20 protein-coding genes are annotated in these 22,163 nt (G+C 40.6%); 7 read left to right on the top strand and 13 right to left on the bottom strand.

All coding sequences use genetic code 11. The features are described 5' to 3' along the window. The 3 genes from EJ995_RS00620 to rpe all read right to left on the bottom strand — a co-directional run bounded on the left by EJ995_RS00620 (position 1) and on the right by rpe (position 2,197). The gene (locus EJ995_RS00620; RefSeq protein WP_126444610.1) at positions 1–990 is read right to left on the bottom strand and encodes a YpdA family putative bacillithiol disulfide reductase; all 990 of its coding nucleotides are present in this window, start codon (positions 988–990) and stop codon (positions 1–3) included. 93 nt (positions 991–1,083) lie between these two features. Beyond that, the gene (locus EJ995_RS00615; protein ID WP_164549851.1) at positions 1,084–1,476 is read right to left on the bottom strand and encodes a DUF4174 domain-containing protein; all 393 of its coding nucleotides are present in this window, start codon (positions 1,474–1,476) and stop codon (positions 1,084–1,086) included. Positions 1,477–1,537: 61 nt separating this feature from the next. Continuing rightward, the gene (gene rpe / locus EJ995_RS00610) at positions 1,538–2,197 is read right to left on the bottom strand and encodes a ribulose-phosphate 3-epimerase (protein ID WP_126444606.1); all 660 of its coding nucleotides are present in this window, start codon (positions 2,195–2,197) and stop codon (positions 1,538–1,540) included. 388 nt (positions 2,198–2,585) lie between these two features. On the opposite strand from rpe, the gene EJ995_RS00605 reads away from it, so the two are divergent. Next, complete coding sequence (locus EJ995_RS00605) at positions 2,586–2,870, top strand: hypothetical protein (protein WP_126444604.1); 285 nt, start codon at positions 2,586–2,588, stop codon at positions 2,868–2,870. 88 nt (positions 2,871–2,958) lie between these two features. On the opposite strand, the gene EJ995_RS00600 is transcribed toward EJ995_RS00605, so the two are convergent. Continuing rightward, on the bottom strand, positions 2,959–5,247 hold the full coding sequence (locus tag EJ995_RS00600) for a T9SS type B sorting domain-containing protein (protein WP_126444602.1): 2,289 nt from the start codon (positions 5,245–5,247) through the stop codon (positions 2,959–2,961). Between the two features lie 238 nt (positions 5,248–5,485). Here EJ995_RS00600 and EJ995_RS00595 point away from each other — a divergent pair, with 238 nt between their 5' ends. Further along, entirely contained in the window at positions 5,486–6,331 is an 846-nt protein-coding gene (locus EJ995_RS00595; RefSeq protein ID WP_126444600.1) for a bacteriorhodopsin, read from the top strand. Between the two features lie 62 nt (positions 6,332–6,393). After that, positions 6,394–6,912, top strand: coding sequence for a hypothetical protein (locus EJ995_RS00590; protein WP_126444598.1), 519 nt, complete (start codon positions 6,394–6,396; stop codon positions 6,910–6,912). Positions 6,913–7,011: 99 nt separating this feature from the next. On the opposite strand, the gene EJ995_RS00585 is transcribed toward EJ995_RS00590, so the two are convergent. The 6 genes from EJ995_RS00585 to tamL all read right to left on the bottom strand — a co-directional run bounded on the left by EJ995_RS00585 (position 7,012) and on the right by tamL (position 15,037). Next, a complete protein-coding gene (locus EJ995_RS00585) occupies positions 7,012–9,258 on the bottom strand; it encodes a polyribonucleotide nucleotidyltransferase (protein WP_126444596.1) in 2,247 nt (748 codons plus the stop codon). 204 nt (positions 9,259–9,462) lie between these two features. After that, positions 9,463–9,732: a 30S ribosomal protein S15 gene (gene rpsO / locus EJ995_RS00580; RefSeq protein WP_126444594.1), complete on the bottom strand. Its 270-nt coding sequence runs from the start codon at positions 9,730–9,732 to the stop codon at positions 9,463–9,465. Between the two features lie 134 nt (positions 9,733–9,866). Further along, positions 9,867–10,241: a hypothetical protein gene (locus EJ995_RS00575; RefSeq protein ID WP_126444592.1), complete on the bottom strand. Its 375-nt coding sequence runs from the start codon at positions 10,239–10,241 to the stop codon at positions 9,867–9,869. A gap of 206 nt (positions 10,242–10,447) precedes the next feature. Further along, entirely contained in the window at positions 10,448–11,311 is an 864-nt protein-coding gene (gene accD, locus EJ995_RS00570) for an acetyl-CoA carboxylase, carboxyltransferase subunit beta (protein WP_126444590.1), read from the bottom strand. 48 nt (positions 11,312–11,359) lie between these two features. Next, on the bottom strand, positions 11,360–12,427 hold the full coding sequence (gene fbaA, locus EJ995_RS00565) for a class II fructose-bisphosphate aldolase (RefSeq protein WP_126444588.1): 1,068 nt from the start codon (positions 12,425–12,427) through the stop codon (positions 11,360–11,362). 57 nt (positions 12,428–12,484) lie between these two features. Then, positions 12,485–15,037, bottom strand: a complete 2,553-nt coding sequence (tamL, locus tag EJ995_RS00560) for a translocation and assembly module lipoprotein TamL (protein ID WP_126444586.1) — start codon at positions 15,035–15,037, stop codon at positions 12,485–12,487. Between the two features lie 26 nt (positions 15,038–15,063). On the opposite strand from tamL, the gene EJ995_RS00555 reads away from it, so the two are divergent. Further along, the gene (locus tag EJ995_RS00555) at positions 15,064–15,804 is read left to right on the top strand and encodes a TrmH family RNA methyltransferase (protein WP_126444584.1); all 741 of its coding nucleotides are present in this window, start codon (positions 15,064–15,066) and stop codon (positions 15,802–15,804) included. Here EJ995_RS00555 and porT read toward each other — a convergent pair. Next, entirely contained in the window at positions 15,785–16,522 is a 738-nt protein-coding gene (gene porT, locus EJ995_RS00550; RefSeq protein WP_126444582.1) for a type IX secretion/gliding motility protein PorT/SprT, read from the bottom strand. The two genes, EJ995_RS00555 and porT, sit on opposite strands and share 20 nt — an antisense overlap. Continuing rightward, positions 16,485–17,219, bottom strand: a complete 735-nt coding sequence (ubiE, locus tag EJ995_RS00545) for a bifunctional demethylmenaquinone methyltransferase/2-methoxy-6-polyprenyl-1,4-benzoquinol methylase UbiE (protein WP_126444580.1) — start codon at positions 17,217–17,219, stop codon at positions 16,485–16,487. Before ubiE ends, porT begins: the two co-directional genes overlap by 38 nt. 156 nt (positions 17,220–17,375) lie before the next feature. Between ubiE and trkA the strand changes: the two genes are divergently transcribed. Both trkA and EJ995_RS00535 read left to right on the top strand, forming a co-directional pair. Further along, positions 17,376–18,725 (top strand): Trk system potassium transporter TrkA, encoded by a 1,350-nt coding sequence (trkA, locus tag EJ995_RS00540; RefSeq protein WP_126444578.1) that lies wholly within the window; start codon positions 17,376–17,378, stop codon positions 18,723–18,725. Further along, a complete protein-coding gene (locus EJ995_RS00535; RefSeq protein ID WP_126444576.1) occupies positions 18,725–20,221 on the top strand; it encodes a TrkH family potassium uptake protein in 1,497 nt (498 codons plus the stop codon). Before trkA ends, EJ995_RS00535 begins: the two co-directional genes overlap by 1 nt. 17 nt (positions 20,222–20,238) lie before the next feature. Here EJ995_RS00535 and EJ995_RS00530 read toward each other — a convergent pair whose 3' ends face one another. Beyond that, complete coding sequence (locus EJ995_RS00530; protein WP_126444574.1) at positions 20,239–21,426, bottom strand: pyridoxal phosphate-dependent aminotransferase; 1,188 nt, start codon at positions 21,424–21,426, stop codon at positions 20,239–20,241. A gap of 95 nt (positions 21,427–21,521) precedes the next feature. Between EJ995_RS00530 and rsmG the strand changes: the two genes are divergently transcribed. Further along, on the top strand, positions 21,522–22,163 hold the full coding sequence (rsmG, locus tag EJ995_RS00525) for a 16S rRNA (guanine(527)-N(7))-methyltransferase RsmG (protein ID WP_126444572.1): 642 nt from the start codon (positions 21,522–21,524) through the stop codon (positions 22,161–22,163).

The raw sequence follows: 22,163 nt of genomic DNA, 5'->3' as shown, positions 1-22,163 counted from the left end.
TTATTCTACCACGCCAGCTAGTTCATTCTGGCTGTTTGTGATATTCTTGATGATCAACTCAGCGTGGACACGGCTGTTCTCTATAAACCATTTGTGCGTGTCCAGACCGCCACAAATTACACCTGCTAGATAAATTCCCGAAACATTGGTTTGCATAGTGCGTGGATCGTAGTTGGGAATCTTGCGACCACCCTCTAATTCTACGCCCAGCATCTTGAGAAAATTAAAGTTGGGCTTGTAGCCAGTCAGTGCTACCACAAAGTCATTTGCGATCTCATGGGTCTCGCCATTTTGGGTAAAGACGATGCTTTTTGCCTTGATCTGAGTAATTTCTGCATTGAAATAAGCTGCGATAGAGTCTTCTTTAATACGATTCTCAATATCTGGTTTTACCCAATACTTTACGCGATCACCAATAGAATTGCCACGCACGATCATGCTTACTTCGCCACCTTTACGATAGATTTCTAGCGCGGCATCGACTGCGCTATTGCTGGCGCCTACGATGGCTACTTTTTGGAACGCATACAAATGCGGGTCATCATAGTAATGCGTGACCTTAGATAGATTCTCGCCAGGGACATTCAATTTGTTTGGTATATCATAGAATCCTGTGGCGACTATGATACTTTTGGAATGATAGGTAGCTTTATCAGTGATGATCTCAAAATCACTAGACTTGTTCACCGACTTAACCAGTTCAAAAAGATGGATGTTCAAATTGCTAGAGGTGGCAATCCTGCGGTAATATTCTAAGGCTTCTTGTTTGCTAGGTTTGGCTTCTTTAGAAATAAACGGAATCTCATCAATCTCTAGTTTCTCACTAGTGCTGAAAAAGTTCATGTTGGTCGGGTAGTGGTACAGCGAGTTGACCAGCGGTCCTTTTTCTATGACTAGATAATCTAGTCCAGCCTTTTTAGCTTCAAGCGCGCAAGCAATCCCTATAGGACCAGCGCCAATGATGAGAACGTCATAAATATCTACAGCCATAAAGCAAAGATACTGGCTGGTAGGAAGTAAAATTTAAATATTGACTTAAACTAGTCGTAGCTATTTGCGAGATTGAATGAATAGGATTAACTACTAATTTCCCTTCTTTATCTCTGCTTTTCTCATGGGCATGCCGTCGATGATGGTAAACAGTTTTTTAGTACTTACAGGTTCAAGATATTTATTTTTTACTGTGCCGTCTAGACCTATGAGAATGACTTTGAAATCTGCGTTTCCCTTGTTGTAACGATAGAATAGATGATCTGAGTTGGTCGTTTTAACCAATTTACCATTTGCACGATCTAGTTTCTGTGCCTGTTTCTCAGATATAACATAGGTAACCAATTGTCGCTCTTTGAGTCCATTAGCATTGTCCAGAAGCAAGTCGATTTGCTTTTCTGTGTTTGATGACTCCGATTCTTTTTCCATGATAAGAAGCACGCGCTCTTTCCACTCATGTTTTTCAATGCTCTGCGCGTTAGTCATTGAGCTAGTGATTAGAAAGATGAAGAAAAGGGATGTTTGAAGTATGCTTTTCATAATGCAATTATGAATTGGCCAGTTCTCTAAGTTCTTTGACTGTTTTCTCTTGATCACTAGATTTAAAAACGTAGGATCCAGCTACCAGGACATCAGCTCCAGCGGCCACTAATTGTTTTGCGTTTTTATCAGTCACGCCACCATCAATTTCTATAAGTGTGCCGGTACCTTTTTTATTGATCAATTCTTTCAGTTCGCTCACTTTTGAATAAGTGTTTTCAATAAAGCTTTGACCGCCAAAACCTGGATTCACGCTCATTAAACACACCAAATCAATATCTTGAATAACATCTTTGAGCAGGTCAACATTAGTATGCGGATTAAGTGCCACACCAGCTTTCATACCATGTGCTTTGATGTTTTGCAGCGTGCGGTGCAAGTGAGTACAAGCCTCATAATGAACAGTAAGAATATCGCAACCTAGATCTGCAAAAGTCTTGACATATCGATCTGGATCAACGATCATCAAATGCGTATCAATGGTTTTATCAGCATGTTTGATAATGTCACGCAGCACAGGCATCCCAAACGAAATGTTAGGCACAAATACACCATCCATGATGTCAATATGGAACCAGTCTGCATCACTGCGATTGAGCATCTCGCAATCACGTTGAAGGTTGGCAAAGTCTGCAGCTAGTACTGATGGTGCAATAAGTTTAGGCATGGTGTTGAGGTTTTGGCAAAGGTAAGATTACATCCTGAATCAAATTAGGAATTGCATATCACGTTTTGTATACTTGAGAAAATCGACCATTATCTATGAAATTATTTAAAATCATATTAATAGCCAGCATCATCTTCACGTCCATTGCGATTTTGATCGACTTATTTTTGGAAATTGAACTATACGTTCCGATGGTGGTTGGAATGATTGTATTTTGTTGGGTGGCATACAAAAAGGAACCTCAAGTCCAGAGTGACTCCAAAGAGGCTTAAGTATCATTAGATTGATACTCGGATCTAAAGATGCTAGTAGCTTGTGCATAAACGCATGAACTTTTGAAACTCTAATCTTTATCCTCGAGATTAGCCACAAAACATCACCATCATTTATGGAGTCAAAACCTAATCCAAGCTCAAAAATCAATAAATGGAACATCGCGTCCATGGTCATCCTGCTATTGATTTTATTGTTTTTTCTTTTCAAAGGCACGCTGGAATTTCAAACTCAAAAGTGGATCTATCTAATTCTAGGCTTGATACTAGTTTTCATTGACGTGATGCGCATTAGGCTCGTCATCAAATCTGGTCAACGACGATTACTCTTTGTTAGGATAGTGACACTTATTATGGTTATAGGATTTTTGATCTACTGGCTGTATTTACATTTTTTGTAGATGGTGGTGATTAGGTTTTCGCGAAAGCGTAGTCATTCAAAAAACGTTTAAAATTATGATGACCGAGATAGCATTTTGAACATGGAATTCATCTTTTCAAAGTAAAATGTCCGTTGATAACTTTATCGCTTTCATCAATTATGGAATACCAATAATCTGAGCTGGGTAAATCCTGTCCGTCTATCGTGCCGTCCCATGAAGGCTGAGATGGTGATAATTGAGTAAGCAACTTACCGTATCTATCAAAAATCCTGACTAATAAAATATCTCGTTCTGTATCGCTGAATGGATTCCATACGTCATTGAAACCATCGCCATTGGGAGTAAAAAATTTTGGCAATCTAGAAATTACAATTTCTGATGAGTACACTTGGTCACACAAGGTGTCGCGTGCAGTTATGGTATAGATGCCGTTTGGTAAATTTTCGAATAATGGCTCTGATTGAAAGGAAATACCGTCGATAGCGTATTCATAATCATCACCCAACGGCGATAAAATTTCAATAGTGTTGCCACTGCTAGTAGATTCTACAACTCGGGCCTCTATTTCTTGAATCAATGATCTATTAATGAAATTGTAATGTACTTCTAGTTCACAACCTGAATCGTCAGCTCTGGTATTGAACGAGACGCTAATACTTTCAGCGTTTGTGATATCTATTTGCTGGCCTGTCGTTCCATCAGACCATTGATAATTATTAAATCCTTCTGGTGCATAGATCGTCGTTGCAGCATTTGGACAAATCTCTAATTCTTGAAAATTGTCAATGTCAAGGTTTTCTTTTGTGATCTCAAGCGTAGTGATATTAGAGCAAGCAAGATTATCTGGATTGTAGATATTGAGAAAAAGTTCAGTCGTACTGTCGTTAAGAGTAATAGGATCACTAATTTCATTGATCATCTCCATTGCATCGTTTACGGATGAATAAAGTCCAATTTCATAAAGTTCCCTATCATCGAAATCATCAATCTGATCTAAAATTTGATTGGGACTAATCGCGTCATCATTACAAATAATGATTTCTAGATTGTTCAAATCTGGCGGGCTTTGAAACATTTCTATTTCTTGACTGAACGTTATATTGCCAGATTGTGAAGAGACAGTAGCGGTTATTTGATACGTGCCTGAGTCGCTATATATATGATCAATGGGATTACCACTTATTATAGTGCCATCACCTAAATTCCAAGTCACTGTACCTAGAATGTTTGTAATCAATTCTATATTGACAGTCTCGCCGCTACAATTGTTTCTTGTAATGATATCGCCAAATTTAAAAGAAGGTGGCAACTGCGGTAAACTGATTCCGGTAAGACCATCTAATGGTACTGAAGCAAAATTGTAATTTACTGAGCCTGCTTCATTTTCAGGATTTTCTAGAACACCTAATGCATCATAACCGCCGTGGCAAACATATATTTTATCATTGGGCCCTATTTGTAAAGCCCAATCCAGAACTTGCACGCCATTATCCCTAACCACTGGATTTATAGGTAACAGTTGGGTAATTGAATTTTGGGCATCTTCGGAATTGAGATCTTGCAAATCAATTTGATAAATACCGTCAAAAACGGTGCTAGCATAAAGGTATCTGCCAGATTTTGAAAATTCAATGCTGTAAATGGAATTGAAATCACCTCGGTCTTCAAAGTCTATAACAAAACTATCTTGAACAGCACCAGAATCACGATCCCAATTCATAATCTCAATTTGATCTCGATTGGCGTTAGCGATCAAATCCCGCGCTGCGTTATATTTGATTTGGCTTATCTCGATGATGTCATCGGTATTCATCTTAAAGCTGCGAGGTGACTCATTCAATCCTGCGGTATCTAGCGAGTACACAAAAAAAGTATCTGAACTACTAGCAATTATATAGAAACTATTTATGTAATCACCGTAAAGCCAAGTGAGCCGTTCAGTAACATTGCTTCTCAAATTTAAATTTTTAAGAATGACGTTACCCAAGGGATTTGAAACAAACGAAACCAACGCATAATTGAGATTCAGTCTATCATTTTGTTTGCTTATATAGAAAATATAGTATCTCAGCTCGTTAGTCGGATCAGGCAAGATGACGATTTGAGCAGAGCTTTGAGATCCATCTAAATCGTCTCCATTTTCCATGGTCTGAAATTCAGAGTTGATTACCCTTGTACCGTCGGTCGCAAATAAAAAATTTCCAAATCTGTCAGATATAGATGCTGCGGCCTCGGTAGAATTGAAACGAGCCTCTTCGATGGAGCGCACAGCGATACCATCAAATTCGACACCCGCATTTTGACCAAAAACCCATGTATTGCCTTCTTTTTGAGCAAAAAGAGAACTTGGGATTGATAGAAATACAAATAATAATATGCTACGATTTAATAACAATTGGAAGGATTACAAATAGGTTGAATAAAAATAATATTTATAAGCATTAAATTTCTTACCATTTTGATGCTTGAACATTTCGTATTTCCGGTGATATGTTTTTTAAGACCTCGCTTTCGCGAAAGCGTAAATTCTATAAACTGATACGCTCAAAGGAGTCTATAACTTCAAAACTTTCTTAACGCACGTTTGATTGCGTGTGCTATTTCCTACTTTGTAGCTCAACATTCAATTCATTATGGATTTAGCGAACTCATTTATACCAGCAGTAGGCGATGGCCTAGGGTTACTAGAAGTAGCCACTTATTATGTGATGATGGTCGCATTCTTTTGTTTTGTAGCATCCTTTTTTTTCAGCTGGTTTACCAGAACGCACGTGGCGCCAGAACATAATACAAGTCGTGTGTTTACAGCAATTATCTGTGTGGTGGCAGGCATTAGCTACTTCATTATAAGCGATTACTATAAAGATTTTCTCCAAGAATTACAGACTATCACAGATGAGACGACCCGCAATGAATTTAAGCGCAATGGCTACAACGCTATAGGTCAGTTGCGTTACATGGACTGGATGGTGACCACACCGCTATTATTGATCAAAATGATCAGTGTCTTGCGCATCAAGTACTCAAGAATCGCTGTGATTGTTGCGCTGGTAGTTTTGGGAGATATTTTCATGATTGCCACTGGGTTTATTGGGCAGCAACAGTTGGATGCAGACGGTTCCATTATGGTACAATCACGTATGATTTGGGGTGCGATTTCAACCGTAGGTTATACTATGGTGCTGGTAGGCATGTATCAGATATGGAATAAATACCGCCATGAGGCCAAGACTTTAGAACGTCGTGCCTATAAATACATGTCGCTAACAGTCGTGACTTTATGGGGCGTTTACCCTATTGGGTATATTCTTGTTGCGCTCTTTCCTGAAATGGACAACAGTTGGATACACATCACTTTCTCGATAGCTGATGTAGTAAATAAAGCTGGTGTAGGTATCATTGCCTATTTGATGGCATCTCGATTATTGGAAGATCGCCTGGATACTAGTTCCAAAGAGTTTGCGATGAATGTAGGGTAGTAGGTTGCTGAACATATTTTTAGCTGGCATGCAACTTGATGAGGTTTAGGAAACCAATCATCATGAATAAACTTTTACTTCTTCTATTATTACCAATTTTTTCATTGGCGCAGAACGCGATACACAAGTTTGAGATCATATCTGACACCTTGATTTATGATACTGGCGACTACAAGGTAGGCCTACAAATTGATCCATTATATGTTGCTCATGATAATCATTTCATGACAAACGATATCCTGAGTGTCGATGGAGTTGAGTTTAAACATGATGGGAGACGAATTACCGTGAATGGTAGAAAATACAAGTATAAATCGCCATGGCTTGAGTTTAAAAACTTTTTGATTGATGTAGAAGCTGACGAAATGCTTTTATCTTACGATACTGATAGCCATGCACGGAAAACAATCTATCGTCCCAACACCGAAAACCTTAACAAGTTAAACGCTTCAGATCGCAAGGTGTTAGAGATCTGGGCACTGTATAATGAAATGATTCATGCTTATAACAGTAGAGTAGCGCACCCTGATACTGATGACGATTGCCTAATTATCAATACGGCAGTAATGTCATTTGAGTAGCAATCATTTCATTCATAAAAAAACCGCCGCTAGAATTTCTAGTGGCGGTTTTGGTTTAGGAATTTTGAGACCCTGAAACCAGTTCAGGGTGACAGTTTTTTAATCCTCTGACTTCTTATCATCGTTGTCACGTCTCGGGCGATCATCTCTACGACGGTCGTCACGGCGGCCACCGCCACGACGGTCATCACGACCACGGCCACGATCATTGCGCTCACGTGGTGGACGCTCTACCCAACCTTCTGGTTTTGGTAGCACTGCCTTACGAGAAACTTTCTGCTTCTTGGTACGTGGATCTACACCCATGTATTTAACATCAAGTACATCACCTACCTTAAGAACCGTTGATGGATCTTCAATGCGCTTGTAATCAAACTCACTCACGTGTAGTAAAGTTTCCTTACCTGGCTTGAATTCTACCACGGCACCAAAGTCTAGCATCTTCACCACCTTTACCTCATAGACAGAGCCTACTTCTGGTTCAAAGATGATATTGCGTATTTTCTCAAGAGCTGCCTCAATATTGGCACGATCTGTACCTGCGATCTCAATGATACCCATCTCATCTTCTTCCTTGATGTTGATAACGGTATCGGTCTCTTTTTGCATTTCTTGAATGACTTTACCACCAGGTCCTATCACGGCACCAATGTACTTACCTTCAATCTCCATAGATTCCATCTTAGGAGCATGTGGCTTCACATCTGCTGCTGGAGTGGCGATCGTGTCAGTCAATTTACCTAGAATGTGCATGCGACCTTCTTTGGCTTGCATCAGTGCGTTGGTCAGGATTTCATAAGAAAGTCCTTTTACCTTGATGTCCATTTGACAAGCGGTGATACCATCTTCAGTACCAGTAACTTTAAAGTCCATATCTCCTAAGTGATCTTCATCACCTAGAATATCAGATAGTACGGCATATTTATCACCTTCAGTAATCAATCCCATGGCGATACCAGAAACTGGTTTCTTCATAGGTAGACCTGCGTCCATCAATGCCATGGTTCCTGCACAAACAGTTGCCATAGAAGAAGAACCGTTAGATTCCAATACTTCACTCACTACACGTACGGTGTATGGAAGATCTTCAGGAAGCATCTTTTTTAATGCACGTTGTGCCAGGTTACCGTGTCCTATCTCACGACGTGACGTACCGCGTAATGGGCGCGCCTCACCAGTTGAGAATGGTGGGAAATTGTAGTGTAGGTAAAAACGCTCTTCACCTTCTTGTGAAGCCATATCAATGATATTAGCATCTCTAGAAGTACCTAGCGTTACCGTTGCTAGTGCTTGAGTCTCACCACGTGAGAAAATAGCACTACCGTGCGTTGATGGTAGGTAATCTACCTCACACCAGATATCACGTATGTCTGTAGTCTTGCGACCATCTAGACGTATACCTTCATTGAGCAATACATCACGTACCGCTTTTTTATGCGTCTTGCTGAAGTACTTAGAAATTAAGTCACCGTTTTCTTCTTGATCTTCTTCAGAGAATTGGGACTTCACTTCTTCTTTCACTTCGCTAAAAGCTAAGCTGCGCTCTTTCTTACCGCTTCCTTTTTTGGCTACCTCATATACCTTGTCGTATGCAAGTGCAGCAACTTTAGCTTCAATATCTGCATCTTCTTTCTCGCCTTCATACTCGCGTACTTCTTTCTTGCCTACAGCTTCTGCTAGGGCAACTTGAGCAGCACATTGATCTTTGATAGCTTCATGAGCCGCTTTGATAGCAGCGATCATATCTTCTTCAGATACTTCTTCCATCTCACCTTCTACCATCATCACACTGTCGGCGCTGGCACCTATCATCATTTCAAGGTCTGCAGCTTCCAGTTGTGAGTAGCTAGGGTTGATGACAAACTCACCATCTACACGTGCAACACGCACTTCAGAAATCGGGCATTCAAAAGGTAGGTCAGACAATTGGATCGCTGCACTTGCAGCAAGACCAGCCATAGCATCTGGCATCACCTCATCATCGTGAGACATCAATTGTATCATTACCTGCACTTCTGCATGGTAATCCTTAGGGAATAGTGGTCTTAAAACACGGTCAACAAGACGCATGGTAAGAACTTCACCATCGTTAGGACGTGCCTCACGCTTGAAGAATCCACCTGGATATTTACCGGCTGCGGCAAATTTCTCACGGTAATCTACGGTAAGTGGTAAGAAGTCAAGTCCAGTAGATTTGTAGCTGGACACTACAGTTCCTAGAAGCATGGCCTTGCCACATGTGATCACAACAGATCCATGTGCTTGTTTTGCAAGCGCTCCAGTTTCAATGGTGATGTCTGGGCCGTTAGCCATCTTGATCACCTGCTTAAAAACTTGTGGTTTCATAGTTTAATTTAAACGTTATCTCAAGTTGTGTGTGGTAGAGAAGGCGTTTACTCAGTGAGAAACCAGCTTTTGTTGTTGCGATAGTTGTTTTTGTTACGCTTTCGCGAAAGCGTAATCACGATAAACCTCGTGGGGCGTATATTCTAAAGAGTAGTCGTAAGACTTGTCTAAAACTAAAAAAGGGGACACGCGGTCCCCATTTTTTTACTTTCTAATTCCTAGTTCCTTAATCAACTCACGATAAGCAACAATATCTTTTCTCATCTTGTAATCAAGAAGCGAACGACGCTTTCCTACTAATTTTACAAGGCTACGCTCGGTATTGTAGTCGTGGCGGTTGTTCTTGAGGTGTTGTGTCAAGTGGTTGATACGGTAGGTAAACAATGCGATTTGCGCGTCAGTGTTACCTGTGTCATTTGCTGACTTCCCATATTTTGCGAAGATTTCAGCTTTTTTTTCTGGTGCTAGATACATGCCAAAATTATTTTATAATGAATATTATGTATGTCAGTCTCTCTGACGATGCCTTGAGAATCAATCTCTAAGCGGCTGCAAAGATACAGTTTATAAATAAAAACAAATTGAAAAAGAGAATTATATTAGAGAGTTCAGTCGTCTACTTTGCTGTACTCCATAGACATGTTGTCTAAATAAATGAGTTTGCTATCAGTGAACCTGCAATCATAGCTTATTCCATTTCCCAGGTTTATTTTAAACACATTGTTAGTATCACCAACTACTTCATAAGTGGTTTGGATCTCTATTGAACCATTACGCGTCACGGTATAATCCATTCCGTTTAAAAATGAAATAATCTCTTCATTATTTGGATCTGCTGGACTACAACCACCAGTAAAACCACCACAAGATCTTATTAGTTTCCAACTGCCATCTAAATCAGCAGCGACTGATGGATTATCATCATCGCTGGAGCAGGCTGCCGCTGTGACAATCAGGATAAGGAAGTAAACAACTTTGTTCATACTTGTTTATTAACAGACGACATTATGTAACGATAGTTGCTTCAAAATTTTGTGAATTGAGAAAAAACAGTCAATTATGTGTCTAAGATGCAGTTCTCGACTACGCTCGAACAGGCATGGTAAACGCCTGATTTACTATGCTCAATACTCTATGTTCAATGCTCGTAAATAATTCTCGACTACGCTCGAACAGGCATTGGAAGTCATTACACGACTACCTCAATTTTTCTATTGAGAATTAAATCAAGATATTGATTGACTCTTTGCTTCAATTGTGGTCTAGGAACGATAAAGTCCAAAAATCCTTTTTCAAGAAGGAATTCTGCCGTCTGGAAACCTTCTGGTAATTCCTTACCTGTTGTGTCGCGCACCACGCGCGGTCCTGCAAAGGCGATCAAAGCGCCTGGCTCACCGATATTAATGTCACCTAACATCGCAAAAGATGCGGTTGTACCACCAGTTGTAGGATCTGTACAAAGTGAGATATATGGAATTCCAGCATCTGATAACTGTGCAAGCTTTGCACTAGTTTTTGCTAATTGCATTAGGGATAGGGCTGCTTCCATCATACGAGCACCACCAGATTTTGAGATAATCATGAATGGAATCTTGTGTTTCAAGGAATAATCTGCAGCACGTGCTATTTTCTCGCCTACAACGCTACCCATAGAACCACCGATAAAGGCAAAATCCATACAGGCAACAACGAGGTCATTACCATTTGATTTACCTACGGCAGTACGCACAGCATCTTTAAGTCCTGTTTTTTTCTGCGCTTCTTCTAGGCGATCCACATACTTTTTTGAATCCTCAAATTTTAATGGATCCTTGGATGTCAAATTGGGATTGAGCTCCTTCAATTTGTTGTCATCAAAAAGGATTTCAAAGTATTCCTTACTACCTATACGTACATGATAACCATCTTCTGGGCTCACATAAAAGTTGTTCTTGAGCTGCTCTGCATCTACAATCTTACCAGTTGGAGATTTGTACCAAAGTCCTTTAGGTGTATCTTTCTTTGCCTCTGTAGGCGTTGTTATTCCCTTCTTTTCTCTTTTGAACCAAGACATATTGTAAGTTATGAGTTGTGAAAATTCTGAATCTGGAATTCAGAATTATTAAAGTGTATTTACATTATTCAAATCTTCAAAAGCCTGCTTCAAGCGCGCCTTGAATGATTCTTCTCCTACACGCAACCACTTGCGTGGGTCATAATACTTTTTGTTAGGTGAATCTGGACCTGTGCTGTTTCCTATTTGTGACTGCAGGAAATCATCATTCTTGTCCATATAGCCTTTAATACCGGTGGCAAAAGCCCACTGTAGATCTGTATCGATGTTCATTTTGATGACACCGTATCCTATGGCTTCACGTATCTCTTCTAGGGTAGAACCGGAACCACCGTGAAAGACAAAATCAATATGATTTTCTTCAACACCATATTTTTTAGTCACGTATTCTTGTGAGTTTTTCAAGATTTTAGGCGTCAACTTCACATTACCTGGTTTGTAAACACCGTGTACATTACCAAAGGCTGCGGCGATCGTGAATTTATCACTCACCTTGCTTAACTCTTCATAAGCATAAGCTACTTCTTCTGGCTGCGTATATAATTTTGACTCATCAACATCGCTATTATCGACTCCATCTTCTTCACCACCAGTGATGCCTAGCTCTATTTCTAGGGTCATATCCATTTTGGACATACGCTCTAGGTACTTCTTGCATATCTCGATGTTCTCTTCTAGCGGTTCTTCACTCAAGTCAATCATGTGTGAAGAATAGAGTGGTTTTCCGCTTTCGCGAAAGCGTGCTTCACTTGCATCTAATAAACCATCAATCCACGGCAGTAGTGGTTTTGCACAGTGATCGGTATGTAGTATCACGGTAGCACCATAAGCTACGGCTAGTTGATGAACGTGTTTTGCACCAGCAACGCCGCCTAATATGGCTGCTTTTTGATCCTCATTGCTTAAGCCTTTTCCAGCATTGAACTGTGAGCCGCCATTTGAGAATTGGATTATAACAGGTGAGTTAAGTTCTGCCGCTGTTTCCAATACCGCATTAATCGTATTAGATCCCACGACGTTAACTGCCGGTAGCGCGTAGCCATTGGCTTTGGCATGGTTAAATATTTCTTGAACTTGGTCGCCTGTGGCAACACCTGGTTTGATATTGTGACTCATATTTTTCTAATGTTGGACTAACAAAAGTAAGGAAAATACAATTGCGGGAACGGCAGATTAAAACGGATAGTTGATACCCACATTGAACACAGAATCAGAGAAATTAACCTCACGGAACCATCGATTGCCTGGCTCGAGAGCTGGATTGTAGGTTTTAAATCCTACATCAAATCGCAGCACAAAAAAACCAAAATCGTATCGTATTCCCAGACCAGTTCCTATCGCGATATATTGTAGATCTGTAAATTCATTAAAGACTGCATCTGGATCTTCTTCACTGTCTAGGACATTCCATATGTTCCCTATATCAGTAAATACAGCACCCTTGAATGCGCCGGCTAATGGGAATCTGTATTCGGCATTAAAGGCTAATTTCATGTTAGCAACATTAAAGTCATTGAGACCACCAGTACTTCCAGGACCTAATTCATAAGCTTGCCATGCTCGATTATCATTAGGTCCACCAGCAAAAAAGCTGCGTATGAACGGTATGTTGTCAGAATTTCCATAAGGGATCGCCACGCCACCAAAAGCTTTGATCGCAAAAACATGTCCATTGGTATATTGCCAGTGTTTTATGTACTCAACTTCTGGTTTGAGATACTGAGAGAATTCTACACCAAAAACGCGACGCTGACCATCAGCATTTTCATCAATACCTATCAAACTAGAAACGCCTGCAATTAGATTACCAGCACTCTCTAATCTTAAGCTAATTCGTGAGAAATCCTCGTCATAAATTCCCTGACGATTATTGCGTATCCAATTATAACTACTAGCGATGATGAGGTTGTTTTGAACTAATCGATCGCGTCGCTCTCTAATGTTTCTTATGGTTTCCTGTTGGTTGTTATCTACATCTAGGTTGCCGCTGATTGCATCGTTAATGAAGTTGTTAGTTCCTAGTGGTACCGTCAAGTCATTTTCCTCGTTCACATATCTTGCATCCATAAGATCAAGATCATTGGCAATATCATTAAGGCTGCTATAACTACTTCTATAAACGTTGAAGAAGTCTTGCGGATCAAGGTTGCGCACGTATTGAGCATTAATTAGATCAAATCGTGTACTTTTTATGGGAGTTTGTTGCCACCTATAACTTAGCGCGCCATTGACACTTTGTCTATCGAGTCCAATATTGGTTTGCTTAAAGAAACCTAGAGACAATTCTGTACTAGGTGACATGAATTTTGGGATCACGCCATCAGTTTCTAGAGGGAAGAAAAATCTAGGGAATATCAATCGTGCATCAGCACCTATCTCTTGTAAGTCAAAAAACCTAGAATCGCCAGTGGCATTATTAGAACTGGCTCCTATGTTTCCTCTAAAGCTTATATCCAGCAATTCACTGCCACGGAAGATATTTCTAATAAGCAAGGATGTATTAAGCCCTATACCAAAAGTCTGTATGTTACTGTGTGATCCTTCGGTACCGAAAACTAGGTTATACTTTTTCTTTGATGTCAAAAGGACGTTAGCAATCAGGTCCTCACCTGTTGGGTCATCAGGATCTATTTCATAAGTAATTGCAGGATAGAGAAAGCTGTTGAGTTCCGTTATGCGTTTGTAGGTACGATCGCGATCTATGTCACGATATAGATTGCCAGGCTCAAAAAAGATGGCGTCAGCCAGCGGTCTGTTTTTATATTTTTTAGGTTGATATCGTATAATATTGTAATTCTTATACACGGTCGTATCTGGAACTACATCTTCAAAATTAGTTTCATAATCAGGGATGATGTTTACTTTACTTATGGTATGTAACTTAAACGGTTTTGAAACAATCGAGTCTGCAACTTTTATCTCTTGATCACCAATTAGTAGTCTGATATTGGCCTTTTGATCTGTTCCTACGGTATCGCCTTCAAACTTGATATTTTCCTTTTCCATAAAAAAGGCACCATTGTTTCTAAATAGTCGATAGAGCCTATTACGCTCTGCATTGATGTCTGCCGTCCTGTATTGAACACCTTCTTCAAGCAAGGTCATCCGTTTATTTGCCATATAAACTGAATCTAGCGATGGCGATGCGATTTCTCTAGTAAGGCTGTCCACTATGTATGGCTGGTGACGTTCTACAAAGTATTTGACACGTGCTCGCTTTTTACGTTTTGCATCAACAATTTTGTGATCCACCTCTGTGTTAAACCATCCTTGATTCCAGTAATATTGTCGCAATCGCTCTGCAGATCGTTCTGCAAGCTCTGCATCAACTAGAGTTGGTGCTTCACCAGTACGTTTCAGCCATTGATTGAATGCTACAAGACCTTCTCCTAGTTGCATTGTCTGCTTTTCTGATAAAATGGCGTTGCGGCGTTTAAGTGCTTTGGGGTTGTTTTGCATCCACTTGAGGTAGATGGAATCACGATGTGGTCGAGCAAGATTGTAAATATGCAATCTCAATGGATAGCCTAGTAATTTTGAATTTGCTTTTTGAACAGGTAGCGTGGCTACACGATCGTCGTTAGGCTTCATGCTATCTACCTTAATGACGTTTTCAATAAGGAGCTTTTGACCATTAGGAACACGTTTGATCGTGCTGCAACCTATGCAAATAGAAACTAGAGTGACAATTAAGCCTATTTTTGCAAGGAGACGTCTGTGTATCATAGGTAGAGGCTCAAAAATACAATTATATGATCACCAAAAGCAAGATAAAACTCATCAAAAGCCTAGCTCGTAAAAAGGGTCGCGACCAGCATCAATTGTTTGTGGTAGAAGGTTATAAATCAATAAGAGAATTTAAGGATGCAGGTGCTTTTATTATCGATTTGTTCACCACTCAAGATGCTGTTTATCTCAACGACCTAGATCCTGTAGTTATTGCAGCTGCGGATATGAAACGCATCTCTAATCTCAATACGCCACCAGGATATCTAGCTGTTGTTAAATTTAAAGAAGAACCAGATATTCAAGAAGCGCAACTCATTCTAGCACTTGATCAATTACAGGATCCAGGAAACCTGGGAACCATCATCCGTCTTGCTGATTGGTTTAACATTGATGCGATAGTTTGCGACCATAATACGGTAGATTTATATAATCCCAAATGCGTGCAGGCCTCAATGGGATCGCTCGCTAGAGTGAACGTTATATCTGTTGATCTAGAGGACTTTCTAGAGCAGGCATCACAGCCAGTATTTTTAACGGCAATGAATGGCGACTCTATTTATAATACTTCTTTGCCTGAAAAAGCCATTATCGTGATGGGCAGCGAGTCGCATGGAGTAAGAGAAAAACTATTTGCTACAGGAACATCGATAAGCATACCACAGTACGGCGCAGCATCCAGCGCTACTGAAAGCCTAAATGTATCCAGCGCAGCGGCTATAACATTAGCAGAATGGAAACGATCTACTACTGGAAAGAAAAATTGAGAAACACACCTCTTGACTGCATGCTAGAAATGTTGCTAGTATAAGGACTGTTGGGATCATTGTCTTGCACCAACTCATCACTCATCGCAAAAACACCGCGTATAGATGGTGTAAACTTGAAAAAGAATAGGTACAAATCAACACCTAATCCTAGTTCATAATTGAAAACATCAGTCGCCTGACGGAACTGCCCAGCCAGATTATCATCTGGATTTTCTTCATTGCTGGACAAGTTTCTAGAGTAAGAAACACCACCTACAATAAAAGGTTTCCAATTGTTTTTGCGCTTGGTAGAAACCTTAAGAAGTAAAGGCAAGTGCACGTAGGTTGAATTTACCTCACGTAATCGCTGTTCTGGTGTGGTGAAGCTAGGATCTTGAAAGAATAAATCACGTCTGGTAAAAACTGCACTAGGTTCAAACCTCAAATTGAAGTAATCGTTGATGCGCATGTCACCTATCAGTCCTACATGGAACCCAACATTTTTGGCTACGGCAACCTCTGGTGTGATCTCCGTATAGTCAAATTTGTAATCATACAAATTAAGTCCTAGTGTAAAGCCCCACGTCAAAAATTGGTTGTCGAAGTTTTCAAGATTGGCAATGCGTTCTTTAGAAAAAAGCTGAGCACTGCACGTGCTGGATATCAACAAACAGCCAACAATAAATGGAAATGAAAAGTTAAGCCTTGACTGCTTTGTAGATGGTTGATGCGCCATGAAATTGTAACTGATTTTCTACTTCTTTAAACCCTACTTTCTTCAAAATATTGTTGAATTCCTCGCCATAAGGGAATTTTGAAGCACTTTTTGAAAGATAACCATATGCCGTACGGTCTTTAGAAAATAATTTACCTAGAGTAGGTACTACTAAATTACTGTACACATAATAACCTTGTTTGAAAGGGAACTTTTTAGGTACACTCGTCTCGAGGATCACTAGAATTCCGCCAGATTTAAGTACCCTTAAAATCTCTGAAAGCCCTTTCTCTAAATTCTCAAAATTGCGCACACCATATGATACGGTGATAGCGTCAAATGTTGCGTCTTCAAACTGTAGGTTTTCAGAGTCACCCAGCACCATCTCAACCCGACCATCTAGCTTTTGATCAAGAACCTTGTCTTTGCCTACATCCAGCATACCGCTAGAAATATCAAGACCTACCAATAGTTTAGCATTGGTTTCTTGAGCCATTTTGATTACAAGATCACCAGTTCCTGTGGCGATATCCATGATGGATTCAGGCTTATGTGCAGCAACAAGTTTGACCACATTATCACGCCATTTTTGATCTAATCCTAGGGAAATAAGACGATTTAGGCCGTCGTATTCACCGCTTATGGTATCAAACATTTTAGTGACCTGTTCCTTCTTTCCAGTGGATTCGTCGTTGTACGGTTTAACTTCTTGTGGCACGTTATAGGATTAGTTCTCAAAGATACAATGCAGTGGCGATGTTTGAGTTATTACGCTTTCGCGAAAGCAAAATTTTAACCCTCATTATAAAATACGACTAGCGTTAAAGGTATTCATTACCGTAGCTGTATATTTGAATTCTACAGAGACGATTTTATGAAAATCATTATCGCAGGTGCTGGCGAAGTGGGATTTCACCTTGCCAAACTGCTTTCTTACGAGTCACAGGATATCGTGCTTATTGATCCAGAAAAGGAGAATATACAGTACGCTGATAACCATCTTGACATCAGGACGTTAAGAGGTGATGCGACCTCCATATCCATGTTGCGAGATGCGCGTGTAAAAGAGGCTGATCTCGTTATCGCCGTGACGAGCAGTGAGACGACCAACATCACTATTTGTGTACTAGCTAAACAATTGGGCGCAAAACGCACCGTTGCTAGGATATCTAATACAGAGTTTATCGAGGAAAATGAGACGATCCACTTTCCAGAACTTGGAATCGATGAACTAATCTCTCCTGAATCGCTTGCTAGTAAAGAGATTGAACTACTGCTGGATCAAAGCGCCTTTAACGATAGTTATCAATTTGAAGAAGGTGCACTTACTATGGTAGGTGTGAATTTACAGCGCACGGCGCAATTTGTAGGAAAATCAGTACAGGAAGCTGGTGAGATTTTTCCTGAAGTGCATTTTATGCCCATCGCTATACAACGATTTGGAACCCAATACACGCTCATACCGCGCGGTGATACTCAATTTAAAGAAGGTGATCAGGTATATTTCATAACCACTCAAGGTGGTGTGGACGAACTTTACAAACTTACTGGTAAAACAAAGCGAAACATACGCAACGTCATGATCCTAGGCGGTAGCCACATAGGTGAGCAAAGTGCGAGTAAGTTATCTGCCGCAGGAATTAATGTGAAACTTATCGAGGTGAATGCTGAAAAGGCTTTTGATCTAGCCGAAAAGCTACCAGATGTACTCGTGTTAAGTGGTGATGGTCGCAATGTAGAGTTGCTACAAGAGGAAAGTATACACGAGATGGATGCGTTTATAGCCGTGACTGGTAATAGCGAGACTAATATCATCTCGTGCCTCATGGCCAAAAGCAAGAGTGTCAATAAAACTATTGCACTGGTTGAAAACATGGATTACTTCCAACTATCACATTCTATTGGAATAGATACCTTGATCAATAAAAAACTTCTTGCCGCCAATAACATCTTTAGATACATTAGAAAAGGTGAGGTAGTCGCCATGACTAAACTTAATAATATGAATGCCGAGTTGCTTGAATTTATTGTCAAGGAAGATAGCAAGCTGTGCGGTGAGAAAATTATGAATATCGGCGTGCCACGCAGTGCGATCATTGGTGGCGTTATTCGTGATGGAGAAGGAAATATTGTCTTAGGAGATTTCCAGATACAAGCTGGTGACCGCATTGTAGTTTGTTGCCTGCCTAGATCTATCAGTAAAGTGGAGAAAATCTTCCAATAATGCCTAAACTCAATTTTAAGATCATCGTTTATATCATGGGAGTTTTACTCATGTGCAATGGTGGTTTCATGTTGATAAGTGCGATCGTTAGCGCAATCTATGCAGAGCCAGAGGCGATTGAGATTTTTCTGGCAGCACTTACCGCAGCAGGTATAGGTGGTGCTTTGATGTTTGTCAATAGAAGGCACTTAAAAGAACTTTCTAAGAAAGAAGGATATCTAATTGTGACGATGGGTTGGTTAATCATGGCTTTTGCTGGAACTATGCCCTACATGTTTACAGGTGCGATCGATAATTATACCGATGCCTTTTTTGAAACGATGAGTGGTTTCACTACTACTGGTGCTAGTATCATGAATGACATTGAGTCAATGCCTAAAGGAATATTATTCTGGCGCAGTTTGACTCACTGGATTGGCGGCATGGGAATCATTGTTCTTGCTGTTGCCATTCTGCCACTTCTGGGAATAGGTGGAATGCAACTATTTGCTGCAGAATCTCCAGGTCCTAACACTGACAAACTACACCCTAGAATCACAGATACTGCAACAAGATTATGGCAGATATATGTGGGTTTCACAGCTATTGAAGCGGTGCTTCTAAAGATTGCCGGTATGGGCTGGTTTGATGCAGTTAACCATGCGTTGAGTACGCTGTCAACCGGTGGTTTTTCTACTAAGAATGCCAGTATTGCTTATTGGAACGATAATCCTGCTATTCAGTGGATCATCATTGTGTTCATGTTCATTGCTGGGATGAATTTTGTACTGAGCTACTTTGCGATCAAGGGCAAAGTCAAGAAAATTATTCAGGATACTGAGTTCAAATGGTATGCTAGTTTTGTATTTGGTTTTTCAATCATTGCAGCTGGACTCATATATTTTCAGGCAGATGTTACCTCATCATCCATAGCTCATCCTATGGTTCTGGGTGAGTTTGAGAGTGCCGTGCGACATTCTTTCTTTCAAGTGCTAGCTATTATCACTACAACTGGATTTGTTACGGCAGATTATACTATGTGGACGCCATTTTTGACCATCATGTTTTTTGGCTTATTCTTTTTAGGTGGTAGCTCTGGATCCACTTCTGGTGGTATCAAGGTGATGCGTCATATTATATTGATACGCAATGGTATCCTAGAATTTAAGCGTACGTTGCATCCTAATGCAATATTGCCAGTACGATTTAATAAAAAGGCATTACAGTCTGGTGTAGTATTTAATATTCTAGGATTCTTTATTCTTTATATGTTGTCCTTTATTGTTGGAGCAGTAGGTCTTGCCGCGTTGGGACTTGATTTTGACAGCGCCATTGGTGGTGCGCTAAGTAGTCTAGGTAATGTAGGTCCAGCTTTTGGTGAGCTATCACCAGTAGATAATTTTGCTGGCTTACCATGGATAGGAAAATGGTGGTGTTCATTCTTAATGCTCATAGGGCGACTTGAACTATTCACCGTTTTGATATTGTTGACACCATTCTTCTGGAGAAACAGGTAGAATTTCAATTAATTAGATCAACTCAGTACCTCCTTAATCCTCTTCAAAGCCTCTTTGATCTGCTCTGTACTCGCAGCATAGGAAATACGTATACAGTTAGGAGCGCCAAACGCATCTCCAGAGACAGTAGCTACCAGGGCTTCTTCTAGTAACAACATAGAGAAGTCCGTGGCATTGTAGATTTTGTGTCCTTTAATCTCACGTCCAAAAAACGCTGACACGTCAGGAAATACATAGAAAGCACCGTCAGGTTCATCGGTTACAAAGCCACCGATATCGTTGAGTAATCCTAAGATCAGACTACGACGCTCAGTAAAGGCGTCTATCATGTATTGAATTTTAGAAACTGGTGCTTCTAACGCTGTGATCACCGCACGCTGTGCGATACAGTTGGTACCACTAGTAATTTGTCCTTGCATCTTGTTGCAAGCTCTGGCGATCCAGGTAGGTGCGCCTATGTAACCAACACGCCAGCCCGTCATGGCAAAAGCCTTGCTCACACCATTGATCGTTACCGTGCGATCATACATGCCGTCGATGCTTGCCATACTCGCATGGCCACCACGATAATTAATATGCTCATAGATCTCGTCACTCACCACAATAATATCTGGATGATCATTCAATACCTCTGCAAATGATTCTAGTTCTTCTCTAGAGAAAACTGCACCACTAGGATTGTTGGGCGATGAGAATAGGATCATTTTGGTTTTAGGCGTGATGGCGTCACGCAATTGTTGGGCAGTCATTTTAAAATTCTGCTCTACGCCAGCACGCACTTCTACAGGAACACCTTCGGCTAGCTCCACGATGGCGCTGTAACTTACCCAGTAAGGTGCTGGCAGGATACATTCATCACCTTTATTAACCAGCACCATCGCAACATTGGCAATGGATTGTTTGGCACCAGTCGATACCACAATCTGGCTGCGATCATAGGTCAAGTTATTATCACGCTTGAATTTTGTGATGATCGCATCTTTAAGTTCCACATAACCATCTACAGGCGTGTAGCTGTTGTAATTATCTTTAATAGCTTGGATAGCAGCCTCCTTGACAAAATCTGGCGTATTGAAATCTGGCTCGCCCAGGCTCAAGCCTATGATGTCCTTTCCTTGCTCGCGCAACTCACGTGCTTTGGCAGCCATGGCAAGCGTGGCGCTGGTAGGTAAATTATTGATGCGGTCAGAAAGGTGCTGGTTCATAATGTGGCGCTTTGTAACAAAAATATCATAAGCCTGTGGTCCAGCACGCACAACAGGTCTATATATTCAAGTATTTTTGCACAAACTATCGACACGTGTCACAAATCATCAAAAAACATTTCCCGCATATCACCGCAAAGCAAGAGCGCCAGTTTGCACAACTGGGTGATCTTTATAAAGAGTGGAATGCCCAGATCAATGTGATATCTAGAAAAGACATCGATCAATTATATACCAGGCATGTTTTACACTCGCTGGGAATTGTAAGTGTAGTCCGCTTTCGCGAAAGCTTACCCAATACACCAGGCGGTACAAGAGTACTAGATGTTGGAACTGGTGGTGGCTTCCCAGGAATACCGTTGGCGATCATGTTTCCAAAAACAAAATTTCACCTAGTCGATTCCATTGCTAAAAAACTAAAAGTAGTGGATGCCATAGTAGAAGCACTAGGCCTTGAAAACGTCACAACAGAACATGGTCGAGCCGAAAAAGTACGCGGCAGATTTGACTTTATCGTCTCAAGAGCGGTAACCAACATGACCGATTTTGTAAGCTGGACTCGCAATAAGGTGCGCAAGGACAGCTACCACGAGATAGAAAACGGAATCTTGTATCTTAAAGGCGGCGACCTACGAGAAGAACTCAAGCCATTCAAATATGCTGATGTCTATGATCTAGACCAAGTATTTGAAGATCCTTTCTTTGAGACTAAAAAAGTAGTGCACTTGCCGTTGTAA

The organism is Nonlabens ponticola (assembly GCF_003966335.1).
GTDB lineage: Bacteria > Bacteroidota > Bacteroidia > Flavobacteriales > Flavobacteriaceae > Nonlabens > Nonlabens ponticola.
The sequence above is the reverse complement of the archived record's forward strand: the minus strand, read 5'-3'. Positions and strand labels throughout refer to the sequence as shown.